We start from the raw sequence: 21,429 nt of genomic DNA, 5'->3' as shown, positions 1-21,429 counted from the left end.
AGTCTACGCAAGTGCTTCGCAGGTGAAACACCTGTTAACCTCTTGCGGTGAGCCTGCCCGCGCACCTGCACCGGTCCGTCCGCGGGTGGTCCCGCATCGCTCCCGGCCGCCACCCCTGGTGGGCGGCCGGCAGCGCCACCACCGCCCTGGCCCTGCCGCTGGCCGTCGCCCTGGCCGCCGACGCCCCCCTGCTGGCCGCCCCCGCCACCTTCGGGGCCCTGACCAGCCTCTACGGCCGCCACGAGGTCTACGCCCGCCGGTGGCGGACCCAGGCGTGGACCGGTCTCGGGCTCACCCTGGCCGTCCTCGCCGGCGCCGTGGCCGCCGCGCTGCCGCTGACCGGCTGGGCCGACGTCGTCGTGCCGGCCGCGGTCGTCGCCCTCGTGGCCACCGTCGCGAAGTTCACCACCGACGCCGCCCGGACCGGGCCGCCCGGCGGCCTCATCCCCGTCTTCGCCGCCGGCACCCTGACGGCCGAACCGCTGCGCGGAGGCGACCTGCCGGCCGTCGCCGCCGTCACGCTCGCCTGCGCGGCGCTCGGCGTCGCCGTCTCCGGGGCGGCCGTCCTGTGGCGCACCGACGGCCCCGAACGGGTGGCCGTCGCCCGCGCGGTCGGCGCCGTCCTCGGCGCCGGCGGGCACGACGCCTCCGCCCGGCACCGGGCCAGCACCGCCCTGCACGCCGCCTGGGCCGTCCTCGGGCCGCGGGCGCGGGGCCCGCTGGGGGGCTGGCTGGTCCACGCCGAGCGCGTCCTGCACGCCCGCGCCGACGCCGCACCGCTGCGCGCGGTGCTCCCCGCGCTCGCCGGCCGGGGCCCCGTCCCCGCCGCCCCATCCGGGCCCGCCCCCGTCCCGCTCGCCTGGCCGCGCCGGCGCGTGTGGACCGCGCTGCGGACCCCCGGGGTGCTGCACGTCCCGGCGCTGCGGGTGGGGCTGGCCTGCGGTGCCGCCGTGCTGGTGGCGACGGCGCTGGGGTTCGGGCACGTCTACTGGGCCGCCGTGGGGGCGGCCGCGGCCCTGCAGGCGCCGTCGGCGGGCCTGACGACCCAGCGCGCCGTGCAGCGCGGGGCGGGCACCCTCGTGGGGGTCGTGCTGGCCGCGCTCCTGGTGCACCTGGCCACCGACGACGTGCGGGTCTGGGTCCTGACGGTCGTCTGCATGTTCGCCGTCGAGCTGTGCATGCCCCGCAACTACGCGCTCGGGACGGTCGCCATCACCGGGCTGTCCCTGGTGCTGACGCGGCTGGGCGCGCACGGCGCCGGCGTCGAGCGCCTCGTCGTCGACCGCGTCGGCGACACCGTGCTGGGCGTCGCGCTCGGCGTCGTCGTGGCGGTCCTGGTCCGCAACCGGTACGCCCACCACGCCCTGGAGCGCGCCCTGGAGCAGACCCGCGACAGCGTCGCGGGGACCGCCGAACCGCACGTCCTGCGGGCGCGGCTGCTCGCGCTGGCCGAGGCGCGCACCCTGCTCGAGGACGACGAGTGGCGCGTCCCCGCGCCCCGGGCGGCGCGCGCCGACGAGCACGACGGGTACCGCCGGCTGGGCGACCTGCTGCGCGCGGACGGGGGCGAGCGCGGAACTCACCGGGCCCCTCGACCGTAGAGTCCTGACGTGGAGCTCCTCAGCAACCTGCAGAACGGCGTGCTGCTGGTCCTGGGCGTCGCAGCGCTGGGCCTGGAGGTCTGGGCCCTGCTCGACTGCCTGCGCCGGCCGGCCGCGGCGTTCACCGCCGCCGGCAAGCGGACCAAGACGTTCTGGACGGCGATCACGGCCGTCGCCACCGCCGTCGGCTTCGTGTCGGTGTTCTCCGTCCTGGGGATCTTCGGCATCCTCGCGGTCGTCGGGGCCGCGGTGTACCTCGCCGACGTCCGCCCGGCGGTCCGCCAGTACGGCGGCGGCCCGCGCCGCGACCGCGGCGGTCACCAGGGCCCCTACGGCCCCTGGTGAGGGTCAGCGGGCGGAGGCGACCCCGCCCGCGCGGCGGTGCGCCAGGCCCCGCGCGCACCGCACGAGCGTGACCGCGACGACCACGAGCGCCGCGGCCGACACCAGGTCGGCCTCGGTGAACCCGCGGTCGGCGGTCCAGGCGTGCAGGACGCGCCCCTCGACGGGCTGGTTGACGCGCGTCCAGATCGCGGCCAGCAGGCCCAGCACGACGGCGCCGTCCAGCCGCGGCCGCACGAGCGCCCCGAGGGCGCAGACCCCGAGGGCCAGCAGGGTCACGGGGATCACCACGGGCGCGTCGAGGAGGGTCTGGAGCACCCGCCGATCCTAAGCTCGCAACCCTGCCGTGGGGTGAGGTTCGCCCCCGGTCCGCCAGATCGTCACCGGACGTCCACCCGGTCGGAGGAGGAGCGCGCGCCGTGAGAGCCGTCGTGCAGCGCGTGACGCGCGCGCAGGTCACCGTCGACGGGGAGGTCGTCGGCGCCCTCCACGAGCCGGGCCTGCTGGTGCTGCTCGGCGTCACCCACGACGACGGGCCGGCCCAGGTGGAGCTCGTGGCGCGCAAGGTGGCCCAGCTGCGGGTCCTGCGCGGGGAGCAGGCCGCCGTCGACGTCGGCGCCCCGGTCCTGCTCGTCAGCCAGTTCACCCTCTACGCCGACACGCGCAAGGGCCGCCGGCCCACCTGGAACGCCGCGGCGCCCGGCCCCGTGGCCGAACCGCTCGTCGAGGCCGTCGCGGACGCCCTGCGCGGGCACGGCCTGCGGGTGGAGACGGGGCGCTTCGGCGCCGACATGGCCGTCGAGCTCGTCAACGACGGCCCGACGACGATCTGGCTGGAGGCCTGAGCCCGGCCGGGCCCCTCAGCGGCGCGCCACACCCGCGCCCTACCCGCGCCGGACCCGAGCCGGACCCGAGCCGGCCTCACCCCGGGCGACGGGCCGGGGCGACGCACGCCCAGTCCACCGTCAGCTCACCCAGCCGCCACCGCGACGGGCCGCCGCGCACGGGCCAGTCGCGGGCCAGGTCCCGGCAGGTCGCGATCCACCGCTGCCGCACCCCGAACGTGCCGGCCGGGGCGGCCCGGGCCCACGCCGCGTCCGCGGCCCGCAGCAGGTCGTGCACGCCCTCGCCCGGCACGTTGCGGTGGATGAGGACCTTCGGCAGCCGCTCGGCCACCGCCGAGGGGGCCGGCAGGTCCGCCAGCCGCACCGAGAGCGTCAGCGACACCGGGCCGGCGTCGCGCTCCAGCGCCACCCACGTCGCGCGCCGCCCCAGCTCGTCGCACGTGCCGTCGACGAGCAGCCCGCCGGGGGCCAGCCGGGACCGCAGCAGCCCCCAGGTCCGCTCCACCTCGTCGGACTCGTACTGCCGCAGCACGTTGAACGCCCGCACGAGCACGGGGTCGCCGTCCGTGGGGACCTCGAAACCACCGACCGCGAACTCCGGGGCGCCCGGCACCCCCGCCAGGGCCGCCCGCGCCGAGGCGACGCGCTCGGGGGCGATCTCCAGCCCCACGACCCGCACGTCCGGCCGGACGCGGCGCACCCAGCGCTGCAGGTCGGTGACGGTCACGTGCGAGGCGCCGTAGCCGAGGTCGACGACGAGGGGGTCCACCGCCCGGCGCAGGCGGGCCCCCTGGGTCTGCGCCAGCCAGCGCTCCACCCGCCGCAACCGGTCCGGCCCCGTCGTGCCGCGGGTCACCGCACCCACCGCGGCGACCCCCGCACCACCGCTGCGGACGCGGGAGGCAGACTGCCGGGGCACGGCGGGACACTACGAGGCCCGGCCACGGGTGCGACCGCGGGGGAGAGGGGGGCACGTGCACGGCAGCTCACGCGCGCTCTCGCGCGTCGCCGTCGTCTCCGTCCACACCTCCCCGCTGGCCCAGCCGGGCACGGGGGACGCCGGCGGCATGAACGTGTACGTCCTGGAGCTGGCCCGGCAGGTGGCCCGCCGGGGCGTGGAGGTCGAGGTCTTCACCCGCCGCACCTCCTCCGACCAGCCGCCCGTCGTCGACGACGTCCCCGGCGTCCGCGTCCGGCACGTGGCCGCCGGCCCCTACGAGGGGCTGGCCAAGGAGGACCTGCCCGGGCAGCTGTGCGCCTTCACCGCCGGGGTGCTGCACGCCGAGGCCCACCAGGACGAGCACCACTTCGACGTCGTCCACTCCCACTACTGGCTCTCGGGGCAGGTCGGCTGGCTGACGGCCGACCGCTGGGACGTGCCGCTGGTGCACTCCATGCACACCATGGCCAAGGTGAAGAACGCCGCCCTCGCCGAGGGGGACGTGCCCGAACCGGCCGGCCGCGTCATCGGCGAGCAGCAGGTCGTCGACGCCGCCGACCGGCTCGTGGCCAACACCGGCGCCGAGCGCGACGACCTGGTGACCCTGTACGGCGCGGACCCGGCCAAGGTGGCCGTCGTCCCGCCGGGCGTCGACCTGGACACCTTCGGCCCCGGGCCCGGCCGCGCCGCCTCCCGGGAACGGCTCGGCTGGCCCGCCGACGCGCACGTGCTGCTCTTCGTGGGCCGCATCCAGCCCCTCAAGGCGCCCGACCTGCTCGTGCGGGCCGCCGCGGTCCTGCTGCGCGAGCAGCCGTGGCGCCGCGAGCGGCTGCGCGTGGTCGTCCTCGGCGGCCCCAGCGGGTCCGGCACGGCGCACCCGGAGTCGCTGGCCGAGCTCGTCGCCCAGCTCGGCCTGGACGACGTCGTGCACCTGGCCCCGCCCACGCCGCGGGAGGTGCTGGCCGACCACTACCGCGCCGCCGACCTCGTGGCCGTCCCCTCGTACAACGAGTCCTTCGGGCTGGTGGCCCTGGAGGCCCAGGCCTGCGGGACGCCCGTCGTGGCGGCCGCCGTGGGCGGTCTGCGCACCGCCGTGGACGCCGACCCGCTGACCGGCACCGGCGTCCTGGTGCCCGACCACGACCCGCGGACGTGGGCGCGGGCCCTGGCCGACCTGCTCGACGACCCCGACCGGCGCGCCGGCCTGGGGCGGCGCGCCGCCGCCCGCGCCCGGGGCTTCGGGTGGGGCGCGACCGCCGAGGCGACGCTGGAGCTGTACGCGCGCGCCGTCGAGGCCAGGCGCGCGTAGGACGGGCGTGCGCAGGAGCGGCGCCCGCCCTCGGTAGGGTGCCGCCCATGACTGAAGCGGCGCACACCCTCGTCCTCCTCCGCCACGGCGAGAGCGAGTGGAACGCCCTGAACCTCTTCACCGGCTGGGTCGACGTGGCCCTGTCCGAGAAGGGGCGGGCCGAGGCCACCGCGGGCGGGAAGATGCTCGTCGAGTCCGGCGTCCTGCCCGACGTCGTCCACACCTCCGTGCTGCGCCGCGCGATCACCACGGCGTTCCTGGCCCTCGACGCGGCCGACCGCCACTGGATCGACGTCAAGCGGTCCTGGCGCCTCAACGAGCGCCACTACGGTGCGCTGCAGGGCAAGGACAAGAAGCAGACGCTCGCCGAGTTCGGCGAGGAGCAGTTCATGCTGTGGCGCCGCTCCTACGACACCCCGCCGCCGCCCATCGAGCTCGGCTCGGAGTTCTCCCAGGACGGCGACCCCCGCTACGCCGGCCTCGGCGCGGACGCGCCGCGCACCGAGTGCCTGGCCGACGTCGTCGCCCGGATGCTGCCGTACTGGACCGAGGAGGTCGTCCCGGACCTGCGCGCCGGCCGGACCGTCCTGCTCGCCGCCCACGGCAACTCCCTGCGCGCCCTGGTCAAGCACCTCGACGGCATCTCCGACACCGACATCGCGGGCCTGAACATCCCCACGGGCATCCCGCTGGTGTACCGGCTCGACGCCGACCTGAAGCCCCTCGTCCCCGGCGGGGAGTACCTGGACCCGGCCGCGGCGGCCGCCGCCGCGGCGGCGGTGGCCAACCAGGGCCGCTGAGTTGACGCAGCCGCCCGCGGCCCCCGGGCCGCGCGTCCTGCTCATCGAGGGCGCGCTGCGGGACAACGGGGGCCTGCGGGTCTCCCTGGACCTCGCCCGCCGCTGGCAGGACCTCGGCGCCCGCGTGCGCTTCCTGGTCCTGGAGGACGTCGAGCCCGACGGGCCGATGCTCGCGCCCGACCCCGCGCTGGACACCCGGTGGGGCAGCGACCGGGTGCGGCGCTTCCGCTCGGCCGCCCCGCGGGTCGTGGCCAGCACGCTGCGGCACGCCCGCCGGGCCGACGTGGTCGTCTCCGGCAGCGAGGTCGGCTACGGCGTGCTCATCGGCTGGGCCGCGGCCCGGCTGGCCCGCAAACCCTTCGTCGTCCTCGTGCAGAGCTCGCTGCCGCGCGCCGTCGCGGCGTGGACCCCGGCCCGGTTGCGGCCGCTGCTGACCCAGGTCCACCAGCGGGTCGACGCCGCGGTCTGCGTCTCGCCCGGCCTGGTGCCCGACGTCCTCGAGGTCGGCGTGCCCGCCGAGCGCGTCCACAGCGTCGACGTCGGCATCGACGTCGCCGCCACGCTGGCGCGGGTGAGCGCCACGGGCGGGCCGGTGCGCTCGACGTCCGGGCGCACCCGGCTCGTGGCGGCGGGCCGGCTGACGGCCCAGAAGGGCTTCGACGTCCTGCTCGACGCCCTCGCGCGCGTCGTCTCGGCCGGCGGCGACGTCGAGCTGGTCCTGGTCGGCGCGGGGGAGGACGAGGCGGACCTGCGCTCGCGGGCGGACCTGCTCGGCGTCGCCGACCGCGTCGACTTCGCCGGTCACGTCGGCAACCTGCAGAACCTGCTCGCCGGGGCCGACCTGTTCGTCCTGTCCTCGCGGTACGAGGGCAACGGCAGCCTCGTGCTCCTGGAGGCGCTGGCGCACGGGACCCCCGTCGTCGCGACCGACTGCCCCACGGGCCCGCGCCACGTGCTGCGCGACGGCGAGGTCGGCGACCTCGTCGCCCCCGAGGACCCCGCCGCGCTCGCCGGGGCCGTCCTGGACTTCCTCGCCGACCCCGGGCCGTTGCGGCGCAAGGCGCTGCGTGGTCCGGCGCGGGCGTGGGACTTCGACCAGGACCAGGCCGCCGTGGCGTCGGCGCGGGTGCTGGCCTCGCTGCTCAGCTGACGTCGCCGGTCAGCTGGGGTCGCCGCTCAGCTGTCCGTGGTGCCCGTCGCGGCACCGCCGGGGCTGCCGGTGGACCCGGACGGCGTGGAGGAGGGGCTGGAGGAGGCCTCCGCGCAGGCCTGCTCCACCGCGGCCTGCAACCGCTCCTGCGCCTCCACCACCCGCGTGGCGGCCGCGGGGTCGGGGTTGACGACCACGCTCGCCTCGTCGAGGGCGTCCATGGCCGCCGCCAGGTCCTCCGCCGAGCCGGTCCCGGCGTCCAGCGTGCCGACCTGGGTGGCGAGCCGGGCGTAGTAGTCGAGCACGACCTGCGCGTCCGGCGTGGCCTCCGGCGGCGCGGCGGCCAGGACCGCGGCGTAGTACGTCGGTCCCTCGTTCGTCGTCACGACGGTGAACACCGACTGGGCCCGCGGGTCCCCGCGCTTGATCCCGAGCCGGTCCAGCTCGGCGGAGTAGTCCTCGTCGAGCACCTCCTGCGCGGCCTGGACCGACGGGCAGTCGAAGCCGGGCCCGGTGCTGGTGGGGCCGGCGGAGGCCGACGTGACCGTCGCCGTCGTGGGGGCCGTCGTCGGGGCGGCCGAGGCGGTGGTCGTCGTGGGCGCGGGGTCGGGCGCACCCCCGCCGCAGGCGGCCAGCCCGGCGACCACCGCGGCCGCCGTCCCCAGCGCGCGGCCCCGCGCCGCCGGGCGCGCGCCGGTGGCGCGCCATCGCGTGATCACGGGCTCGACGCTACACCTCGCCCCCGGGGGCGGCGCGTCCGTGCGGACCCCCGCGCGGGCTCAGAAGTGCTGCGCGGCAACGTCCTCGTCGCGCGAGCCCGTCACCAGGAACAGCACCGACTTGGCCACCGACACCGCGTGGTCGGCGAAGCGCTCGTAGTAGCGGCTGCACAGCGTCAGGTCGACGGCCACCTCGGTGGGGTGGTCCCAGGTGCGGCCCAGGACCTGCTCGAAGACCTGCCGGTGCAGGGCGTCCATCTGGTCGTCGTCGAGCTCCATCTCGGCGGCCAGGGCGAGGTCGCGGCTGGCGATGACGCTGCCGGCCTTGGCGACGATCCGCTCGGCGACCTGCCCCATCTCCAGGACGGTCGCGCGCAGCTCGGCGGGGACGACGGGGTCGGGGTAGCGCAGCCGGGCCAGCTTGGCGACGTGCCGGGCCAGGTCGCCCATGCGCTCCAGGCTGGAGCTCATGCGCAGCGCGGTGACGACGACCCGCAGGTCGGTCGCGACGGGGGACTGGCGGGCCAGGACCCCCACGGCGCGGTCCTCGAGGTCGCGCTGCAGGTCGTCGATGCGCCGGTCGGCGGAGATGACCGTCTCGGCGAGCTCGCGGTCGGTGTCCAGCAGGGCGGTGGTGGCGCGCGTCATGGCCGACTCCGCGAGCTGCGTCATCTCGACGAGGGTGTCCACCAGCCCGCTGAGCTCGTCGTGGTACACGTTGCGCACGGGTGCCTCCAGGGCGTTCGGTGGGACCGCCCCCGCGCTCGGGGGACGTTCCGCGGTCATGCTGCCCGGACCACGCTGTCAGGGCAGGGTGAACGGGCGGCCCCCGGTGGGTGAACATCTGCCCGCCCGGTGGCCGGCGTCACGGCGTCGGCCCGAGGTGGTCCTGCGGCAACCGTACGCTGGTCCTGTGCTCGGCGAGGTCTCCGTCTCGATCGCCGCGGCGGTCGGCGTGCTGGCCGGTGCCGCGGGTGTCCTCGCGTTCCGGCTCTCCGAGCGCCTGCAGCACGCCTCGCCCGAGGACTCGCGCCCCGTGGGGGCCCTGCCGCCGGGGGTGAGCGAGGTCCTCATGGCGCTGCGGTCCTCGGCCGTCGTCCTCGCCGCCGACGACCAGGTCGTCAAGGCCAGCGCCGCCTCCTACGCCACCGGTGTCGTCTCCGGGGGTGAGCTCGTCGACGCCCAGCTGCGCGAGATGGTGCGCGCCTGCCGCCGCGACGGGCGGGTGCGCGAGACCGAGACCGAGCTCGGCACGGGGCTGGGCCGCCCGCCCGCCGTCGTGCTGGCCCGGGTGACGCCGCTGGGGCCGCACCACGTCCTGCTGCTGCTGGAGGACCGCACCGAGTCGCGCCGGGTCGAGGCCGTGCGCCGCGACTTCGTCGCCAACGTCAGCCACGAGCTGAAGACGCCCGTGGGGGCGCTGTCGCTGCTGTCCGAGGCCGTCGAGGACGCCGCCGACGACCCGGACGCCGTGCGGCACTTCGCCGGCCGGATGCGCCGGGAGTCGACCCGGCTGGCGACCCTCGTCAAGGAGATCATCGACCTGTCGCGGTTGCAGGCCGCCGAGACGGTCTTCCGGCCCGAGACGCTGGAGGTCGACCAGGTCGTCGCCGAGGCCGTGGACCGGGTCAGCACCGTGGCGCAGCAGCGCGGCTCGGAGGTGGTCGTCACGGGCCAGCGGGGGCTGCACGTGCAGGGCGACAAGGAGCTGCTCGTCACGGCCCTGCGCAACCTGGTGCACAACGCCCTGGCGTACTCCCCCGAGCGCAGCCGCGTCGTGGTGGAGGTGCGCCGGGGCGTCGGCCGCGTCATCGGCACCCCCGCGGGCCAGCAGGTCCCGACGATCGACCTCGCCGTCTCCGACCGCGGGGTGGGCATCAGCCAGGCCGACCTGAACCGCATCTTCGAGCGGTTCTACCGCGTGGACCCGGCCCGGTCCCGGTCCACGGGGGGCACGGGCCTGGGGCTGTCCATCGTCAAGCACATCGCCGGCAACCACGGTGGCGACGTCAAGGTCTGGAGCGCCGAGGGCGAGGGGTCCACCTTCACGCTGCGGCTGCCCGACCCCGACGCCGGCCCCGCCGAGCGACCCACCGCCCGAACGCCCGGGACGGCGGCTCCCGCCGGCCGGCGCACCGCACCGAACACCCCCTTGGAGGTCCGACCGTGACGCGCATCCTGGTGGTCGAGGACGAGGAGTCGTTCTCGGACCCGCTGTCCTACCTGCTGCGGCGGGAGGGTTACGACGTGGCGGTCACCGAGAACGGCCCGGACGCCCTGGAGGAGTTCGACAAGGCCGGCGCCGACCTGGTCCTGCTCGACCTCATGCTCCCGGGCCTGCCCGGGACGGAGGTGTGCCGGCAGCTGCGGACGCGCTCCAGCGTCCCGGTGATCATGCTGACGGCGAAGGACTCGGAGATCGACAAGGTCGTGGGGCTCGAGATCGGCGCCGACGACTACGTCACCAAGCCCTACTCCTCGCGCGAGCTGCTGGCCCGGGTCCGGGCGGTGCTGCGCCGCGGTGCCGAACCGGAGGAGCTGGTGCAGACCACGGTCGAGGCCGGCGGGGTGCGGATGGACGTCGACCGGCACGTCGTGACGGTCCGCGGGGAGCGGGTGCCGCTGCCGCTGAAGGAGTTCGAGCTCCTGGAGCTGCTGCTGCGCAACGCCGGCCGCGTGCTGACGCGGGTCCAGCTCATCGACCGCGTCTGGGGGTCGGACTACGTGGGGGACACCAAGACCCTCGACGTCCACGTCAAGCGGCTGCGGGCCAAGATCGAGCCGGACCCGGCCAACCCGCGCCACCTCGTGACCGTGCGCGGGCTCGGCTACAAGTTCGAGAGCTGAGCGGGGCGGTACGACGAGGGGGGCGGTCCCGGCCGGGACCGCCCCCCTCGTGCTGACGTGCTCAGTCCTGCTCGGAGTCGCCGAGCCTGCTGGTCTCGCCGACCTGCGGGCCGCAGGTGACCGACTCCGTCGGGGTCGCCGCGGCGGGGGCGGTGGCGGTGGCCTCGGGGGCCGGGGCCGTCGGGGTGACGGTCGCGTACTCGAAGCAGGGGAGCATGACCTGGGCGTCGACCTCGGCCCGCTGGTCGCCGACGCTGAACGTCACCGGCACGGTCTGGCCGGGGGTGACGGGGAGCTGGGGGACCTGGAGCCAACCGACCGGCTCCCGGCTGTCGGAGGTGTCGGCCGCGGAGGTGTCGGCGTCGACGGCCGAGGGGTCGCCCAGGCGCAGCGAGGTGTTCCCCTCGAGGGAGAAGGACTGCGACGTCGGGGCCCCGGCGTCCACGTCGACCGAGACGGACACGTCCTGCGGCTGGGCGCCGGAGTTCACCAGGACCGCCGACAGCACGCCGGGCTCGTCGACCCCGCTGGAGACGAGCAGGACGTTGCGGATCTGCACCTCGCCGAGGGAGGCGCTCACGCCGTCGCTGGGGTCGTACGGCTTGAGGACCGTGGCGGGGGAGAAGACCGAGCAGCCCGCGAGCCCCAGGGCAGCGGCTGCGGTCACGACACCGGCGGCCGACCGGCGAGCGGTCCGGGTCCACGCGCTGCGGGTCCACTCGCGACGGGGCAGGGAACGGGTCTGGAGCGTCACGCGGTCACACTACCGGCTGTCGTCGTGGCCGCCGCAGGTGAGGCGGGTCGGTGCCGCCGTGACGTCGGTCGCGTCGATCACGTCGCGATCACGGCCCCGTCACGACACGGACGCACCCCCCGCGCAGCGGCGCGTGCCTGCGTGATCACCGTGCGCGACCCCGCGGACCCCCTGCGCAGCACGGAGATCCGGCGCTGTCAAGCCCCGATTTCCTCCCCGCGTGCCTCTGACCTGCGCAAACGCTCCGGCCGGGGCTGTCCAGCCCCTTTCCAGCGTGGTAACCTGGGTGCAGGGAAAGGGGTCACCTTCTATGGCTTTCACGGTCGGCGAAACGGTCGTCTACCCCCACCACGGGGCAGCACTGATCGAAGAGATCAAGACCCGCACCATCAAGGGTGAGGACAAGCTGTACCTCGTGCTGAAGGTCGCCCAGGGCGACCTCACCATCGAGGTGCCGGCGGACAACGTGGACCTGGTCGGGGTCCGCGACGTCGTGGGGCGCGAGGGGCTGGACCGGGTGTTCTCGGTGCTGCGCACCCCGTACGCCGAGGAACCGACCAACTGGTCGCGCCGCTACAAGGCCAACCTCGAGAAGCTGGCCTCCGGCGACGTCGTCAAGGTCGCCGAGGTCGTGCGCGACCTGTGGCGCCGCGACCAGGACCGCGGCCTCTCGGCCGGCGAGAAGCGCATGCTCGCCAAGGCGCGGCAGATCCTCGTCTCCGAGCTCGCGCTCGCCGAGAACACCAACGAGGACAAGGCCGAGTCGCTGCTCGACGAGGTCCTGGCCTCCTGAGCTCGGCGCTCGTCGTCCCGGCCGCCGGCCGGGGCGACCGCCTCGGCGCTGACCGCCCCAAGGCTCTCGTACCCCTCGACGGGGTTCCCCTGCTCGTGCACGCCGTGCAGCGCGCCACGGCCTCCGGTGTCCTGGACGCCGTGGTCGTGGTCGCGCCCGCCGGCGCGTGCGAGGAGGTCCGCGAGCTGCTCCGCCCCGTGGTGCCCGACGTCGTCGTGGTGGCCGGTGGGACCGAGCGCCAGGACTCCGTCCGGTGCGGTCTGGACGCGCTGCCCGCCGACGTCGACGTCGTCCTCGTGCACGACGCCGCCCGCTGCCTGACGCCCCCGGCCGTCTTCGCCTCCGTGGTGGACGCCGTGCGCGCCGGGGCACCCGGGGTCGTCCCGGTGCTGCCCGTCTCCGACACCGTCAAGCGCGTCGCGGGCCGGCGCGTGCTGGAGACCGTGGACCGCAGCGAACTGGTCGCCGTGCAGACGCCGCAGGGCTTCTCCGCGCCCGTGTTGCGCGCCGTGCACGCCGCGGCCGTGCCCGGGGCCGCCGCCACCGACGACGCCGGGATGCTCGAAGCCCTCGGCCACCCCGTCGTGACCGTCCCCGGCGACGACCGGGCCTTCAAGGTCACCCGCCCGCTCGACCTGCTGCTGGCCGAGGCGCTGCTGGCCGCGGAGGTCACCGCGTGAACGCGCTGCCGCGCGTGGGCACCGGGATCGACGTCCACCCCCTGGCGCTGGGCCGGCCGTGCTGGGTCGCGGGCCTGCTGTGGCCGGAGGAGACGTCCGGTCCCGAGGGGCACTCCGACGGCGACGTCGCGGCGCACGCCTGCTGCGACGCGCTGTTCGCCGCCGCGGGGCTCGGCGACCTCGGCGCGCACTTCGGCACCGCGCGCCCCGAGCTCGCCGGGGCCTCCGGGGCCCGGCTGCTGGGCGAGGCCGCGCGGCTGGTGCGCGAGGCCGGGTTCGAGATCGGCAACGTCTCGGTGCAGGTCGTCGGCAACCGGCCGAAGATCGGCCGCCGCCGCGCCGAGGCGCAGGACGCGCTCAGCGCGGCCGTCGGCGCGCCCGTCTCCGTCGCCGGCACCACGACCGACGGCCTGGGGCTCACCGGCCGCGGCGAGGGCATCGCCGCCGTCGCCACCGCGCTCGTCGTCCCCCGCTGAGGGACCGCCCCCCGGGCCGGTCCCGGGGGTCGTGGCGGGCCGCCGTCACAGCCGCTGGGGCTCCCACCACGCCGGGGGCCGGGCCGTCGTGACGCGGACCAGCTCCTCGCCCAGCCGCTCCGAACCCCGGCCCAGGTCCTGCGCCCCCACCGGGCGCGGCCGCACCGCGCGCACGACGGCGTGGTCGGAGTGCCGGTCGCACGCGAGCAGGACCAGGCCGGTGGCGGCCGCGTGGTGCGGGGCGACGAACCGTCCCCAGGTCTGCACGTCCCCGTGGTCGTCGACGACCTCCAGGACGCACGAGCACTCCGGCGCCGCCCGGCCCAGCGCCTCGCGCACCTCCGGCAACCGGTCGTGGCGCACGTGCAGGACGCTCACGATCCCGTCCTCGTCGCGCAGCACCAGCCGGGGTTCGTGCGGGTCGGGGGACAGCTCCGCGCGCAACCCGCCACGTCCGACTCGTCGTCTGTCCACGGGGCACCTCCAGCGTCGTCGCCAGTGTCGTCGCCGCTCCCAGGGTCCCACCGCGACGGGCCGGGCGCCAGGGCCCGGCCCGTCCTGCGCGGGAGGTCCTCAGCCCTGCCCGGGCGCCTCACCGGACGGCGCCTGCGGGGACGACTCCTGCGGGTGCCGGACCCGCCGGCGGCGGCGGTTGGACTCCTCGGCCTGCGGGTTCTCCGGCTCGTCCGGGACGAGCTCGTGGTGCACGTACCGCAGGACCACCGTGATGATCGCCGCCACCGGCACCGCCAGGAACGCGCCCGTGATGCCGAACAGGGTGCCGCCGACGGTCACCGAGCCGATGACGACCGCGGGGTGCAGGGCCAGCGACTTGCCGACCAGCAGCGGCTGCAGGACGTTGCCCTCCAGCTGCTGCACCAGGAGCACGATGCCCAGCACGATGAGCGCCTGCACCCAGCCCAGCGTCACCAGCGCCACGAGGACGGCCACGACGCCGGTCACGACGGCCCCGACGATGGGGATGAAGGCGGCGAAGAAGATGGCCACGGCCAGCGGCAGGGCGAACGGCACCCGGACGACGGCCAGGCCGATGCCGATGAACAGGGCGTCGACGAGCGCGACGGCCGCCTGGGACAGGATGTAGCCGCGGACGGCGGCCCACACGCGCGTGCCCAGCGCCGTGGTGTGCCGGTGCGCCTCCGCGCTCATCCAGCGCCGCGACCACGGCAGCAGGCGGTCGCCGTCGGACAGGCAGAAGAACGCCAGGACCAGGACCAGCAGGAACGTCACGACGCCGGACCCGATGCTGGCCCCGACCGTGCCGACGCCGCCCACCACGCTGAGGGCGATGGTCTGCGCGTTCGTCTGCAGCTCGGTGATGCCCTGGTCGACGAGGTTGCCGATCTCGTCGTCGCCCAGGTTCAGCGGCGGGCCGGTGACCCAGACCTGCACCTTGTCCAGGCCCGCGACGGCGGAGTCGGCCACCTCCCCGGCCTGCCCGGCCACGTTGGGGATGAGGGCCGCGAAGATGCCCACCACGACGGCGATGAGCAGCAGCAGCGACACCAGCGCGGCGAGGGAGCGCGGCAGCACCGCCCGCAGCACCTGCGCCAGCGGCCACAGGATCGCGCTGAGCAGGATCGCCAGCAGCAGCGGCAGGAGCAGCGACCAGCCCTTGCCGAGCAGCCAGACCAGGCCCGCGACGCCGACCCCGATCACGAGGAGGCGCAGGGTCCAGCGGGAGGCCTCGGTGACCCCGCGCTCCACGACCCGGGTGGGGCGCTCGCGGGGGCCGCGGGACGCGGTGGTGGGCGGGGTGTCCGGCTGATCACTCACCCGGGGATGGTCTCAGGAGACACCCAGCCCGGCACCTCGCGGCGCCGGGCCCCCGCGGGGCCGCCGCGGAGGCCGGGGCCTCAGTGGCCCCGGTCGACCCACTCCCGCAGGTGCGGGCTCTCGTCGCCGATCGTCGTGTCCTGGCCGTGGCCGGTGTGGACGCGGGTCTCGGCGGGCAGCTCGAACAGCACGTCGCGCAGCGAGTCGACGATCGTGGGGAAGCTGGAGAAGGAGCGCCCGGTGGCCCCGGGCCCGCCGGCGAACAGGGTGTCGCCGGTGAAGACCGTGGCCAGCTCCGGGGCGTACAGGCACACCGACCCGGGCGTGTGCCCGGGGGTGTGCAGGACGTGCAGGTCCGTGCCGGCGACGGTGATCACCTCGCCGTGGGCAAGGTCCTGGGTGGCGGTCCCCGCGTTCGTCAGGTCCCAGACCTCGCGGTCGGCCGGGTGCAGCAGCACCGGGGCTCCGAACCGCGCCGCGAGGCGGGGGGCCTCGCGGACGTGGTCGTCGTGGGCGTGCGTGCAGACCACCGCCAGCAGGCGCCGGTCCCCGATCGCGGCGGCGATGGCGTCGGCGTCGTGCGGGGCGTCGACGACGACCACCTGCTGGTCGTCGCCCACGATCCAGACGTTGTTGTCGACGTCGAACGTCTGCCCGTCCAGGGAGAACGTGCCCGACGTCACCAGGTGCTCGACCCGCGCGCTCACAGGACCACCACGCTGCGCAGGACCTCACCGCGCGCCATCGTGGCGAAGGCCTCCTCCACGTCGCCCAGGCCGATGCGCTCGGAGACGAAGGCGTCCAGCGGCAGCCGCCCCTGCGCGTGCAGCTCCAGCAGCTGCGGGAAGTCCCGCTCGGGCAGGCAGTCGCCGTACCAGGAGCTCTTCAGCGCCCCGCCGCGGCCGAAGACGTCCAGCAGGGGCACCTCCAGCTGCATCTGCGGGGTGGGCACCCCCACCAGGACGACCGTGCCGGCCAGGTCGCGGGCGTAGAACGCCTGCCGCCACGTCTCCGGGCGCCCGACCGCGTCGATGACGACGTCGGCGCCGAAACCGTCGGTGAGCTCCTGCACCGCCGAGACGACCCCGGCCTCGTCCAGCCCGCGCGAGTTCACGGTGTGGGTCGCGCCCAGCTGCCGGGCCCAGCCCAGCTTGCGGTCGTCCAGGTCGATCGCGACGATCCGGCGCGCCCCGGCCAGCACCGCCCCGGCCACCGCGGCCGCCCCCACGCCGCCGCAGCCGATGACCGCGACGGTGTCCCCGCGCTGCACCGGGGCGGTGTTGACGGCCGCGCCCAGGCCGGCCATGACCCCGCAGCCCAGCAGCCCGGCCACGGCCGGGTCGTAGGAGCGGCCGGTGCCGTCGTAGATCGAGGTGTCCACGCGGGTGGCCTGCCCGGCCGCCACGAGGGTCTTGGGGGCGAAGGCGCCGATGCCCAGCGCCGGCGACAGCGGCGTCCCGTCGGTCAGCGTCATCTTCTGCGTGGCGTTGTGGGTGGCGAAGCAGTACTGCGGCCGGCCCCGCTTGCAGGCCCGGCACTGCCCGCACACCGCGCGCCAGTTCAGCACCACGGTGTCGCCCACGGCGACGTTCGTGACGCCCTCCCCGACCGCCGAGACGGTGCCGGCGGCCTCGTGGCCCAGCAGGAACGGGTAGTCGTCGTTGATGCCGCCCTCGCGGTAGTGCAGGTCGGTGTGGCAGACGCCGCACGCGGCGACGTCGACGACGACCTCACCGGCGACCGGTTCGGGCACCACGACGTCGACGGTCTCGACGGGGGCGCCCTTGCGGCGGGAGATCACTGCGGGAACGGTCCAGGCCATGGGGGGACCCTAACGAGGCGCCCGGACACCCGCACCGCCCCGGTAGCCTGGAGCCCGTGACCCTCCACCTGCACGACAGCGCCAGCGGCGCGGTGCGCGAGTTCGCGCCGCTCGTCCCCGGGCAGGTCGGCATCTACGTCTGCGGTCCCACGCCGCAGGGGTCACCGCACCTCGGCCACGTCCGCAGCCAGGTCGCCTTCGACGTCCTGCGCCGCTGGCTGGAGCGTTCCGGGCTGGCCGTGACGATGGTCCGCAACGTCACCGACATCGACGACAAGATCCTCGCCAAGGCCGCCGAGGCCGGGGTCGAGTGGTGGGCCCACGCCTACCGCCACGAGCGGGAGTTCTCCGCCGCCTACGACGCCCTGGGCGTCCTGCCCGCCACCGTCGAGCCCCGCGCGACCGGCCACGTCCCGGAGATGGTCGAGCTCATCGCCCGCCTCGTCGAGCGCGGCCACGCCTACGCCGCCGCCGACGGCTCGGGCGACGTCTACTTCGACGTGCGCTCCTGGCCCGCCTACGGCGAGCTGACCCACCAGAAGCTCGACGACATGGAACCGGCCACCGACGCCGACCCGCGCGGCAAGCGCGACCCGCGCGACTTCGCGCTGTGGAAGGGCGCCAAGGCCACCGAACCGGCCAGCGCCTCCTGGGACACCCCCTGGGGACGCGGCCGCCCCGGCTGGCACCTGGAGTGCTCGGCCATGATCGGCCGCTACCTCGGGCCCCGGTTCGACATCCACGGCGGTGGACTGGACCTGCGGTTCCCGCACCACGAGAACGAGCAGGCCCAGTCCCGCGCCGCCGGCGACGGGTTCGCGAACTTCTGGCTGCACAACTACTTCGTCACCATGTCGGGCGAGAAGATGAGCAAGTCGCTGGGCAACGTGCTGGGCATCCCGCACCTGCTGCGCAGCCACCGCGCCGTCGTCCTGCGCTACTACCTCGTCGCCGGGCACTACCGCTCGCACCTGGAGTGGTCGGAGAACTCCCTCGTCGAGGCCGAGGCGGCGTACTCCCGCCTGGAGGGTTTCGTGCGCCGCGCCGCCGAGCGCCTGGGCGCCCCCGGGGAGGCGGCCGCGGTGCCGGCGGCGTTCGCGGCCGCCATGGACGACGACCTGGGCACCCCCGCGGCGCTCGCGGTCCTGCACGACGCCGTGCGCGCCGGGAACTCCGCGCTCGCGGCCGGTGACGACGCGGCCCTGCGGACGGCGCTGGAGGAGGTCCGCGCGGGGCTGGACGTGCTGGGTCTGGACCCGTTCGCCCACCCGTGGGCGTCGCAGGCGCAGGGGGCCGACGGTTCCCGCGCCGCGCTGGACGTGCTGGTGCGCGCCCGGCTGGAGGACCGCGCCGCCGCCCGGGCGGCCCGGGACTTCGCCACCGCCGACGCCGTGCGCGACTCCCTCAAGCGCGCGGGCATCGTGATCGAGGACACCCCCACCGGTGCGCGGTGGGTTCTGGAAGGTGAGCAGTAGTGGCAGGCAACTCCCAGCGCCGCGGCGCGACGAGCAAGGGCAAGAAGGGTCCGGGCGTCGGCAGCGGCGGCAAGGGCCGCCGGGCGCTGGAGGGCAAGGGGCCGACGCCCAAGGCCGTCGACCGCCCGTACCACCCGGCCGCGAAGGCGGCCCGCCAGGCCGCGCACAAGGCGGCGACGACGAACGGCCGCCCGGGCGGCCGTCCGCCGGTGCGGCGCAAGTCGACCGGCGAGACCGAGTGGATCGCGGGGCGCAACTCCATCGTCGAGGCCCTGCGCGCCGAGCTGCCCGTCACGGGCATCTACGTCGCCTCGCGCCTGGAGACCGACGACCGCGTCCGGGAGATCCTCAAGATCGCCGGTGACCGGGGCATCCCGCTGCTGGAGGCCTCCCGCCAGGACCTCGACCGGTTCACCGACGGCGCCGTCCACCAGGGTGTCGCGGCCACCGTGCCGCCGTACGACTACCAGCACCCGATGGACCTGCTGGAGGCGGCGGCCGACTCCGGCCGCCCCGCCCTCGTCGTCGCCCTCGACGGGGTCACCGACCCGCGCAACCTCGGCGCCGTGGTGCGCTCGGTCGCCGCGTTCGGGGGTCACGGCGTCGTCGTGCCCGAGCGCCGGGCCGCGGGCATGACGGCCTCGGCGTGGAAGACGTCGGCCGGTGCCGCGGCGCGGGTCCCCGTCGCGCGCGCCGCCAACCTCAACCGCGCGATCGAGGAGTACCAGAAGGCGGGCCTGTTCGTCGTCGGCCTCGACGCCGACGGCGACGTGGACCTGCCCGACCTGCAGCTGGCCGACGGCCCGCTCGTGGTCGTGGTGGGGGCCGAGGGCGCCGGGTTGTCGCGGCTGGTGCGCGAGAAGTGCGACCAGGTCGTGAGCATCCCGATGGCCGGTGCGGTGGAGTCCCTCAACGCCGGTGTCGCGGCGGGGATCGCGCTGTACGAGGTCGCGCGGCACCGGTGAGCCTGGACGTCTTCCTGACGCGGTACGCCGGCGGCGTCGAGGTCCCCCTCGACGCCGCGGCCGTCCGCGCGGTCGTCGACCCCGTCGTGACCGAGCGGGACCCCGAGCACCTGTACGTCCGGGTCGGCGTCGAGGACGACCGCCTCGACGTCTACGGCTACGGCGACGCGGTGGACTCCCTCATGCTCGAGGTCGACGGCGGCGACGACGTGCGCGTCCTCGCGCTGGACCTGGCCCGGCGCACCGGCGCCGCGATGACCCTGGAGGCCGGGCCGGTCGCGGTGACCGACGCGGCGGCGCTGGCCGACCTCCCGGCGGACCTGCGCCCGGGGGCGGTCGTGGTCACCACGGTGGCGGAGTTCGACGCCTTCCTCGCCGGCTGAGCCCCCGCCGGCCCGGGGCGGGGGACCGCGGCGAAGGCCGGGAGCACGAACCAGCCGGGCAGCGCGCGCCGCAACGCGGCCGGCCCGTCCACCACGACGTCGCCGTGAGCGCTCGCACCGCGCCAGTCGCGGGCCCCGCGCCACACGTCGGTCAGGGCGCGCACGGTCGTCGAGACCGTGACGTCGACGGGTGCGCCGGGGTCCCGGTCGCAGACGTCGGCCACGGGGGCCGAGCCGTCGGAGTCCAGCACCAGCCACCACGTCCTGGCCCGGGGCGCCGCGTCGGCGAAGTCGAAGCGGACCACGGTGCGTCCCACCGGGACCCTGGCGGCGTCGAGGTTGCGGTGCAGGTCCCACACCAGCAACCGCGGGTCCACGTCGGAGTCGGTGAGTTCGGGCACCCAGCGCGTCCCCCAGACGGCCAGGGCCGTGACGACCGGTTCGAGCTCCCGGCCGGCGGGGGTGAGGTGGTAGGTGATGCCGCGGGCGTCCTGCCGCCGTTCGACGACCCCGGCCCGTTCGAGCTGCCGCAGCCGGCGCGACAGCAGGGTCGGGGACATGCGCGGGTTCCCGCGGCGGATCTGGCTGAAGCGGTCGCTGCCGACCAGGAGCTCGCGCACGACGAGCAGCGTCCAGCGTTCGTCGAGGAGTTCGAGCGCCTTCGCGACGGGGCAGAACTGGTGGTAGGGCGACCCCACGCCGAGAGGGTAGGCCCGCGCGGCGGCCGGCGGCCAGAGCCGGTACAGATCGTGCACTGGAGCCGTCCGGGGCGGGGTTCCTAGGCTCGGCGGCGGCGGCGACGGAGCCGCCCCGGGAGGGTCCCGGACCACCGTTCGAGGAGCACACCATGACCGTCACCGACATCGACGAGTCCGCCGACCGGGCGCTGAAGGCCAGGCACCGCGCCATGTGGGCCTCCGGGGACTACCCGGCCCTGGCCCGGGAGGTGATCGCCGCCCTGGGCCCGGTGCTGGTGCGGGAAGCGGGGATCGGCGCCGCCGACCACGTCCTGGACGTCGCCGCCGGGTCGGGCAACGCGTCCCTGCCGGCGGCGCGGACCGGGGCGCGGGTCGTCGCGGTCGACCTGGCCCCCGAGCTGCTGGCCGTCGGGCGGGCCCAAGCGGAGGCGGAGGGTCTGCGGTTGCAGTGGCTGGAGGGCGACGCCGAGCACCTGCCGTTCGCCGACGGCGAGTTCGACGTGGCGATCTCGTGCGTCGGGGTGATGTTCGCCCCCCACCACGAGCTCGCGGCGGCCGAGCTGGTCCGCGTCGTGCGGCCCGGGGGCCGCCTGGTGCTGCTGAGCTGGACCCCGGAGGGTTTCATCGGTCAGCTGTTCCGGACCCTGGCGCCGTTCGCCCCGCCGCCCCCGCCCGGCGCGCAGCCGGCGCCGCGCTGGGGGGACGAGCAGCACGTGGCCGGGCTTGCTGGCCGGTGGCGCGCGCGTCACGAGCTCCCGGCGGGAGTCGTTGCGGGTGGACGCGTTCAGCGGGGCGGAGGCCTTCCGGGACTACTTCCGCAGCCACTACGGCCCGACCATCGCCGTCTACCGCAACGTCGCCGACGACCCGCAGCGCACCGCCGCCCTCGACGAGGCCCTCGTGGCGCTGGCCCGCGGGGCGGGGGCGGACGAGGGGGTGATGGACTGGGAGTACCTGCTGCTGACGGCCGAGGTCGGCGTGGACGGGGTGCGGTCCGCGGGAACGGGTGTGACATCCTGAGGGGGTTCGCGGG

General features: G+C 76.0%; 22 protein-coding genes and 2 pseudogenes. 14 read left to right on the top strand and 10 right to left on the bottom strand.

Translation table 11 applies throughout. The annotated features are described in order from the left end of the window. The first annotated feature begins 47 nt into the window (after positions 1-47). Positions 48-1,601 carry an FUSC family protein gene (locus BJ968_RS06215; protein WP_179750143.1) on the top strand — a complete coding sequence of 518 codons (1,554 nt, stop codon included), beginning with the start codon at positions 48-50 and terminating at the stop codon, positions 1,599-1,601. A 9-nt stretch (positions 1,602-1,610) separates the two neighbouring features. Further along, the gene (locus tag BJ968_RS06210) at positions 1,611-1,946 is read left to right on the top strand and encodes a DUF2516 family protein (protein ID WP_179750141.1); all 336 of its coding nucleotides are present in this window, start codon (positions 1,611-1,613) and stop codon (positions 1,944-1,946) included. Between the two features lie 3 nt (positions 1,947-1,949). On the opposite strand, the gene BJ968_RS06205 is transcribed toward BJ968_RS06210, so the two are convergent. Further along, positions 1,950-2,261: a hypothetical protein gene (locus tag BJ968_RS06205; RefSeq protein WP_179750139.1), complete on the bottom strand. Its 312-nt coding sequence runs from the start codon at positions 2,259-2,261 to the stop codon at positions 1,950-1,952. A 101-nt stretch (positions 2,262-2,362) separates the two neighbouring features. Here BJ968_RS06205 and dtd point away from each other — a divergent pair, with 101 nt between their 5' ends. Further along, positions 2,363-2,788 carry a D-aminoacyl-tRNA deacylase gene (dtd, locus tag BJ968_RS06200; protein WP_179750137.1) on the top strand — a complete coding sequence of 142 codons (426 nt, stop codon included), beginning with the start codon at positions 2,363-2,365 and terminating at the stop codon, positions 2,786-2,788. Positions 2,789-2,864: 76 nt separating this feature from the next. On the opposite strand, the gene BJ968_RS06195 is transcribed toward dtd, so the two are convergent. After that, complete coding sequence (locus tag BJ968_RS06195) at positions 2,865-3,707, bottom strand: class I SAM-dependent methyltransferase (RefSeq protein ID WP_343077861.1); 843 nt, start codon at positions 3,705-3,707, stop codon at positions 2,865-2,867. A 55-nt stretch (positions 3,708-3,762) separates the two neighbouring features. Here BJ968_RS06195 and mshA point away from each other — a divergent pair, with 55 nt between their 5' ends. Genes mshA through BJ968_RS06180 form a run of 3 tightly spaced genes read left to right on the top strand, consistent with a single transcriptional unit; the run spans position 3,763 to position 6,987 of the window. Continuing rightward, complete coding sequence (gene mshA / locus BJ968_RS06190) at positions 3,763-5,037, top strand: D-inositol-3-phosphate glycosyltransferase (protein ID WP_343077860.1); 1,275 nt, start codon at positions 3,763-3,765, stop codon at positions 5,035-5,037. 47 nt (positions 5,038-5,084) lie between these two features. Further along, positions 5,085-5,837 carry a phosphoglyceromutase gene (locus BJ968_RS06185; protein WP_179750134.1) on the top strand — a complete coding sequence of 251 codons (753 nt, stop codon included), beginning with the start codon at positions 5,085-5,087 and terminating at the stop codon, positions 5,835-5,837. 1 nt (position 5,838) lies between these two features. Next, positions 5,839-6,987, top strand: coding sequence for a glycosyltransferase (locus tag BJ968_RS06180; RefSeq protein WP_179750132.1), 1,149 nt, complete (start codon positions 5,839-5,841; stop codon positions 6,985-6,987). A 26-nt stretch (positions 6,988-7,013) separates the two neighbouring features. On the opposite strand, the gene BJ968_RS06175 is transcribed toward BJ968_RS06180, so the two are convergent. Together BJ968_RS06175 and phoU are read right to left on the bottom strand one after the other, a co-directional pair. Further along, positions 7,014-7,706 (bottom strand): hypothetical protein, encoded by a 693-nt coding sequence (locus BJ968_RS06175; protein WP_179750129.1) that lies wholly within the window; start codon positions 7,704-7,706, stop codon positions 7,014-7,016. 60 nt (positions 7,707-7,766) lie between these two features. Then, positions 7,767-8,432 (bottom strand): phosphate signaling complex protein PhoU, encoded by a 666-nt coding sequence (phoU, locus tag BJ968_RS06170; protein ID WP_179750127.1) that lies wholly within the window; start codon positions 8,430-8,432, stop codon positions 7,767-7,769. Positions 8,433-8,619: 187 nt separating this feature from the next. On the opposite strand from phoU, the gene BJ968_RS06165 reads away from it, so the two are divergent. Both BJ968_RS06165 and BJ968_RS06160 read left to right on the top strand, forming a co-directional pair. After that, positions 8,620-9,876: a sensor histidine kinase gene (locus BJ968_RS06165; protein ID WP_343077859.1), complete on the top strand. Its 1,257-nt coding sequence runs from the start codon at positions 8,620-8,622 to the stop codon at positions 9,874-9,876. Next, a complete protein-coding gene (locus BJ968_RS06160; protein ID WP_179750123.1) occupies positions 9,873-10,553 on the top strand; it encodes a response regulator in 681 nt (226 codons plus the stop codon). Before BJ968_RS06165 ends, BJ968_RS06160 begins: the two co-directional genes overlap by 4 nt. Before the next feature lie 61 nt (positions 10,554-10,614). Here BJ968_RS06160 and BJ968_RS06155 read toward each other — a convergent pair whose 3' ends face one another. After that, on the bottom strand, positions 10,615-11,307 hold the full coding sequence (locus tag BJ968_RS06155) for a hypothetical protein (RefSeq protein WP_179750121.1): 693 nt from the start codon (positions 11,305-11,307) through the stop codon (positions 10,615-10,617). Positions 11,308-11,617: 310 nt separating this feature from the next. Between BJ968_RS06155 and BJ968_RS06150 the strand changes: the two genes are divergently transcribed. The 3 genes from BJ968_RS06150 to ispF are packed head-to-tail and all read left to right on the top strand — an operon-like array spanning position 11,618 to position 13,256. Next, entirely contained in the window at positions 11,618-12,100 is a 483-nt protein-coding gene (locus BJ968_RS06150; RefSeq protein WP_012084764.1) for a CarD family transcriptional regulator, read from the top strand. Further along, the gene (gene ispD, locus BJ968_RS06145; protein ID WP_179756288.1) at positions 12,097-12,780 is read left to right on the top strand and encodes a 2-C-methyl-D-erythritol 4-phosphate cytidylyltransferase; all 684 of its coding nucleotides are present in this window, start codon (positions 12,097-12,099) and stop codon (positions 12,778-12,780) included. Before BJ968_RS06150 ends, ispD begins: the two co-directional genes overlap by 4 nt. Further along, positions 12,777-13,256: a 2-C-methyl-D-erythritol 2,4-cyclodiphosphate synthase gene (gene ispF / locus BJ968_RS06140; protein ID WP_179750119.1), complete on the top strand. Its 480-nt coding sequence runs from the start codon at positions 12,777-12,779 to the stop codon at positions 13,254-13,256. Before ispD ends, ispF begins: the two co-directional genes overlap by 4 nt. Positions 13,257-13,301: 45 nt before the next feature. Here the strand turns inward: ispF and BJ968_RS06135 are convergent, their stop codons facing one another. The 4 genes from BJ968_RS06135 to BJ968_RS06120 all read right to left on the bottom strand — a co-directional run bounded on the left by BJ968_RS06135 (position 13,302) and on the right by BJ968_RS06120 (position 16,875). Beyond that, on the bottom strand, positions 13,302-13,730 hold the full coding sequence (locus BJ968_RS06135; RefSeq protein WP_179750117.1) for a hypothetical protein: 429 nt from the start codon (positions 13,728-13,730) through the stop codon (positions 13,302-13,304). Positions 13,731-13,829: 99 nt separating this feature from the next. Continuing rightward, complete coding sequence (locus BJ968_RS06130; RefSeq protein WP_179750115.1) at positions 13,830-15,053, bottom strand: AI-2E family transporter; 1,224 nt, start codon at positions 15,051-15,053, stop codon at positions 13,830-13,832. 80 nt (positions 15,054-15,133) lie between these two features. Then, the gene (locus BJ968_RS06125; protein ID WP_179750112.1) at positions 15,134-15,760 is read right to left on the bottom strand and encodes an MBL fold metallo-hydrolase; all 627 of its coding nucleotides are present in this window, start codon (positions 15,758-15,760) and stop codon (positions 15,134-15,136) included. Next, positions 15,757-16,875, bottom strand: coding sequence for an S-(hydroxymethyl)mycothiol dehydrogenase (locus tag BJ968_RS06120; RefSeq protein WP_179750110.1), 1,119 nt, complete (start codon positions 16,873-16,875; stop codon positions 15,757-15,759). The genes BJ968_RS06125 and BJ968_RS06120 overlap by 4 nt, the downstream gene beginning before the upstream one ends. A 56-nt stretch (positions 16,876-16,931) precedes the next feature. On the opposite strand from BJ968_RS06120, the gene cysS reads away from it, so the two are divergent. Both cysS and rlmB read left to right on the top strand, forming a co-directional pair. Continuing rightward, positions 16,932-18,350, top strand: a complete 1,419-nt coding sequence (cysS, locus tag BJ968_RS06115; protein WP_179750108.1) for a cysteine--tRNA ligase — start codon at positions 16,932-16,934, stop codon at positions 18,348-18,350. Continuing rightward, entirely contained in the window at positions 18,350-19,315 is a 966-nt protein-coding gene (rlmB, locus tag BJ968_RS06110; RefSeq protein WP_179750106.1) for a 23S rRNA (guanosine(2251)-2'-O)-methyltransferase RlmB, read from the top strand. The genes cysS and rlmB overlap by 1 nt, the downstream gene beginning before the upstream one ends. Positions 19,316-19,712: 397 nt before the next feature. Here rlmB and BJ968_RS06105 read toward each other — a convergent pair. Then, positions 19,713-20,396 (bottom strand): annotated as a pseudogene (locus BJ968_RS06105) (winged helix-turn-helix transcriptional regulator); the annotation flags it as partial. 149 nt (positions 20,397-20,545) lie between these two features. On the opposite strand from BJ968_RS06105, the pseudogene BJ968_RS26395 reads away from it, so the two are divergent. Then, a pseudogene (locus tag BJ968_RS26395) lies at positions 20,546-21,416 on the top strand (class I SAM-dependent methyltransferase). Positions 21,417-21,429 lie beyond the last annotated feature (13 nt).

It is taken from the genome of Kineococcus aurantiacus (assembly GCF_013409345.1).
Lineage (GTDB): Bacteria > Actinomycetota > Actinomycetes > Actinomycetales > Kineococcaceae > Kineococcus > Kineococcus aurantiacus.
Note: the sequence above shows the minus strand (reverse complement) of the source record. Positions and strands in the feature narration are given on the sequence as shown.

Excerpts from the sequence above, each read along its gene's own strand:
- BJ968_RS06185 (WP_179750134.1), top strand. The coding sequence starts at position 5,085 with ATGACTGAAGCGGCGCACACCCTCGTCCTCCTCCGCCACGGCGAGAGC.
- BJ968_RS06150 (WP_012084764.1), top strand. The coding sequence starts at position 11,618 with ATGGCTTTCACGGTCGGCGAAACGGTCGTCTACCCCCACCACGGGGCA.
- BJ968_RS06120 (WP_179750110.1), bottom strand. The coding sequence starts at position 16,875 with ATGGCCTGGACCGTTCCCGCAGTGATCTCCCGCCGCAAGGGCGCCCCC.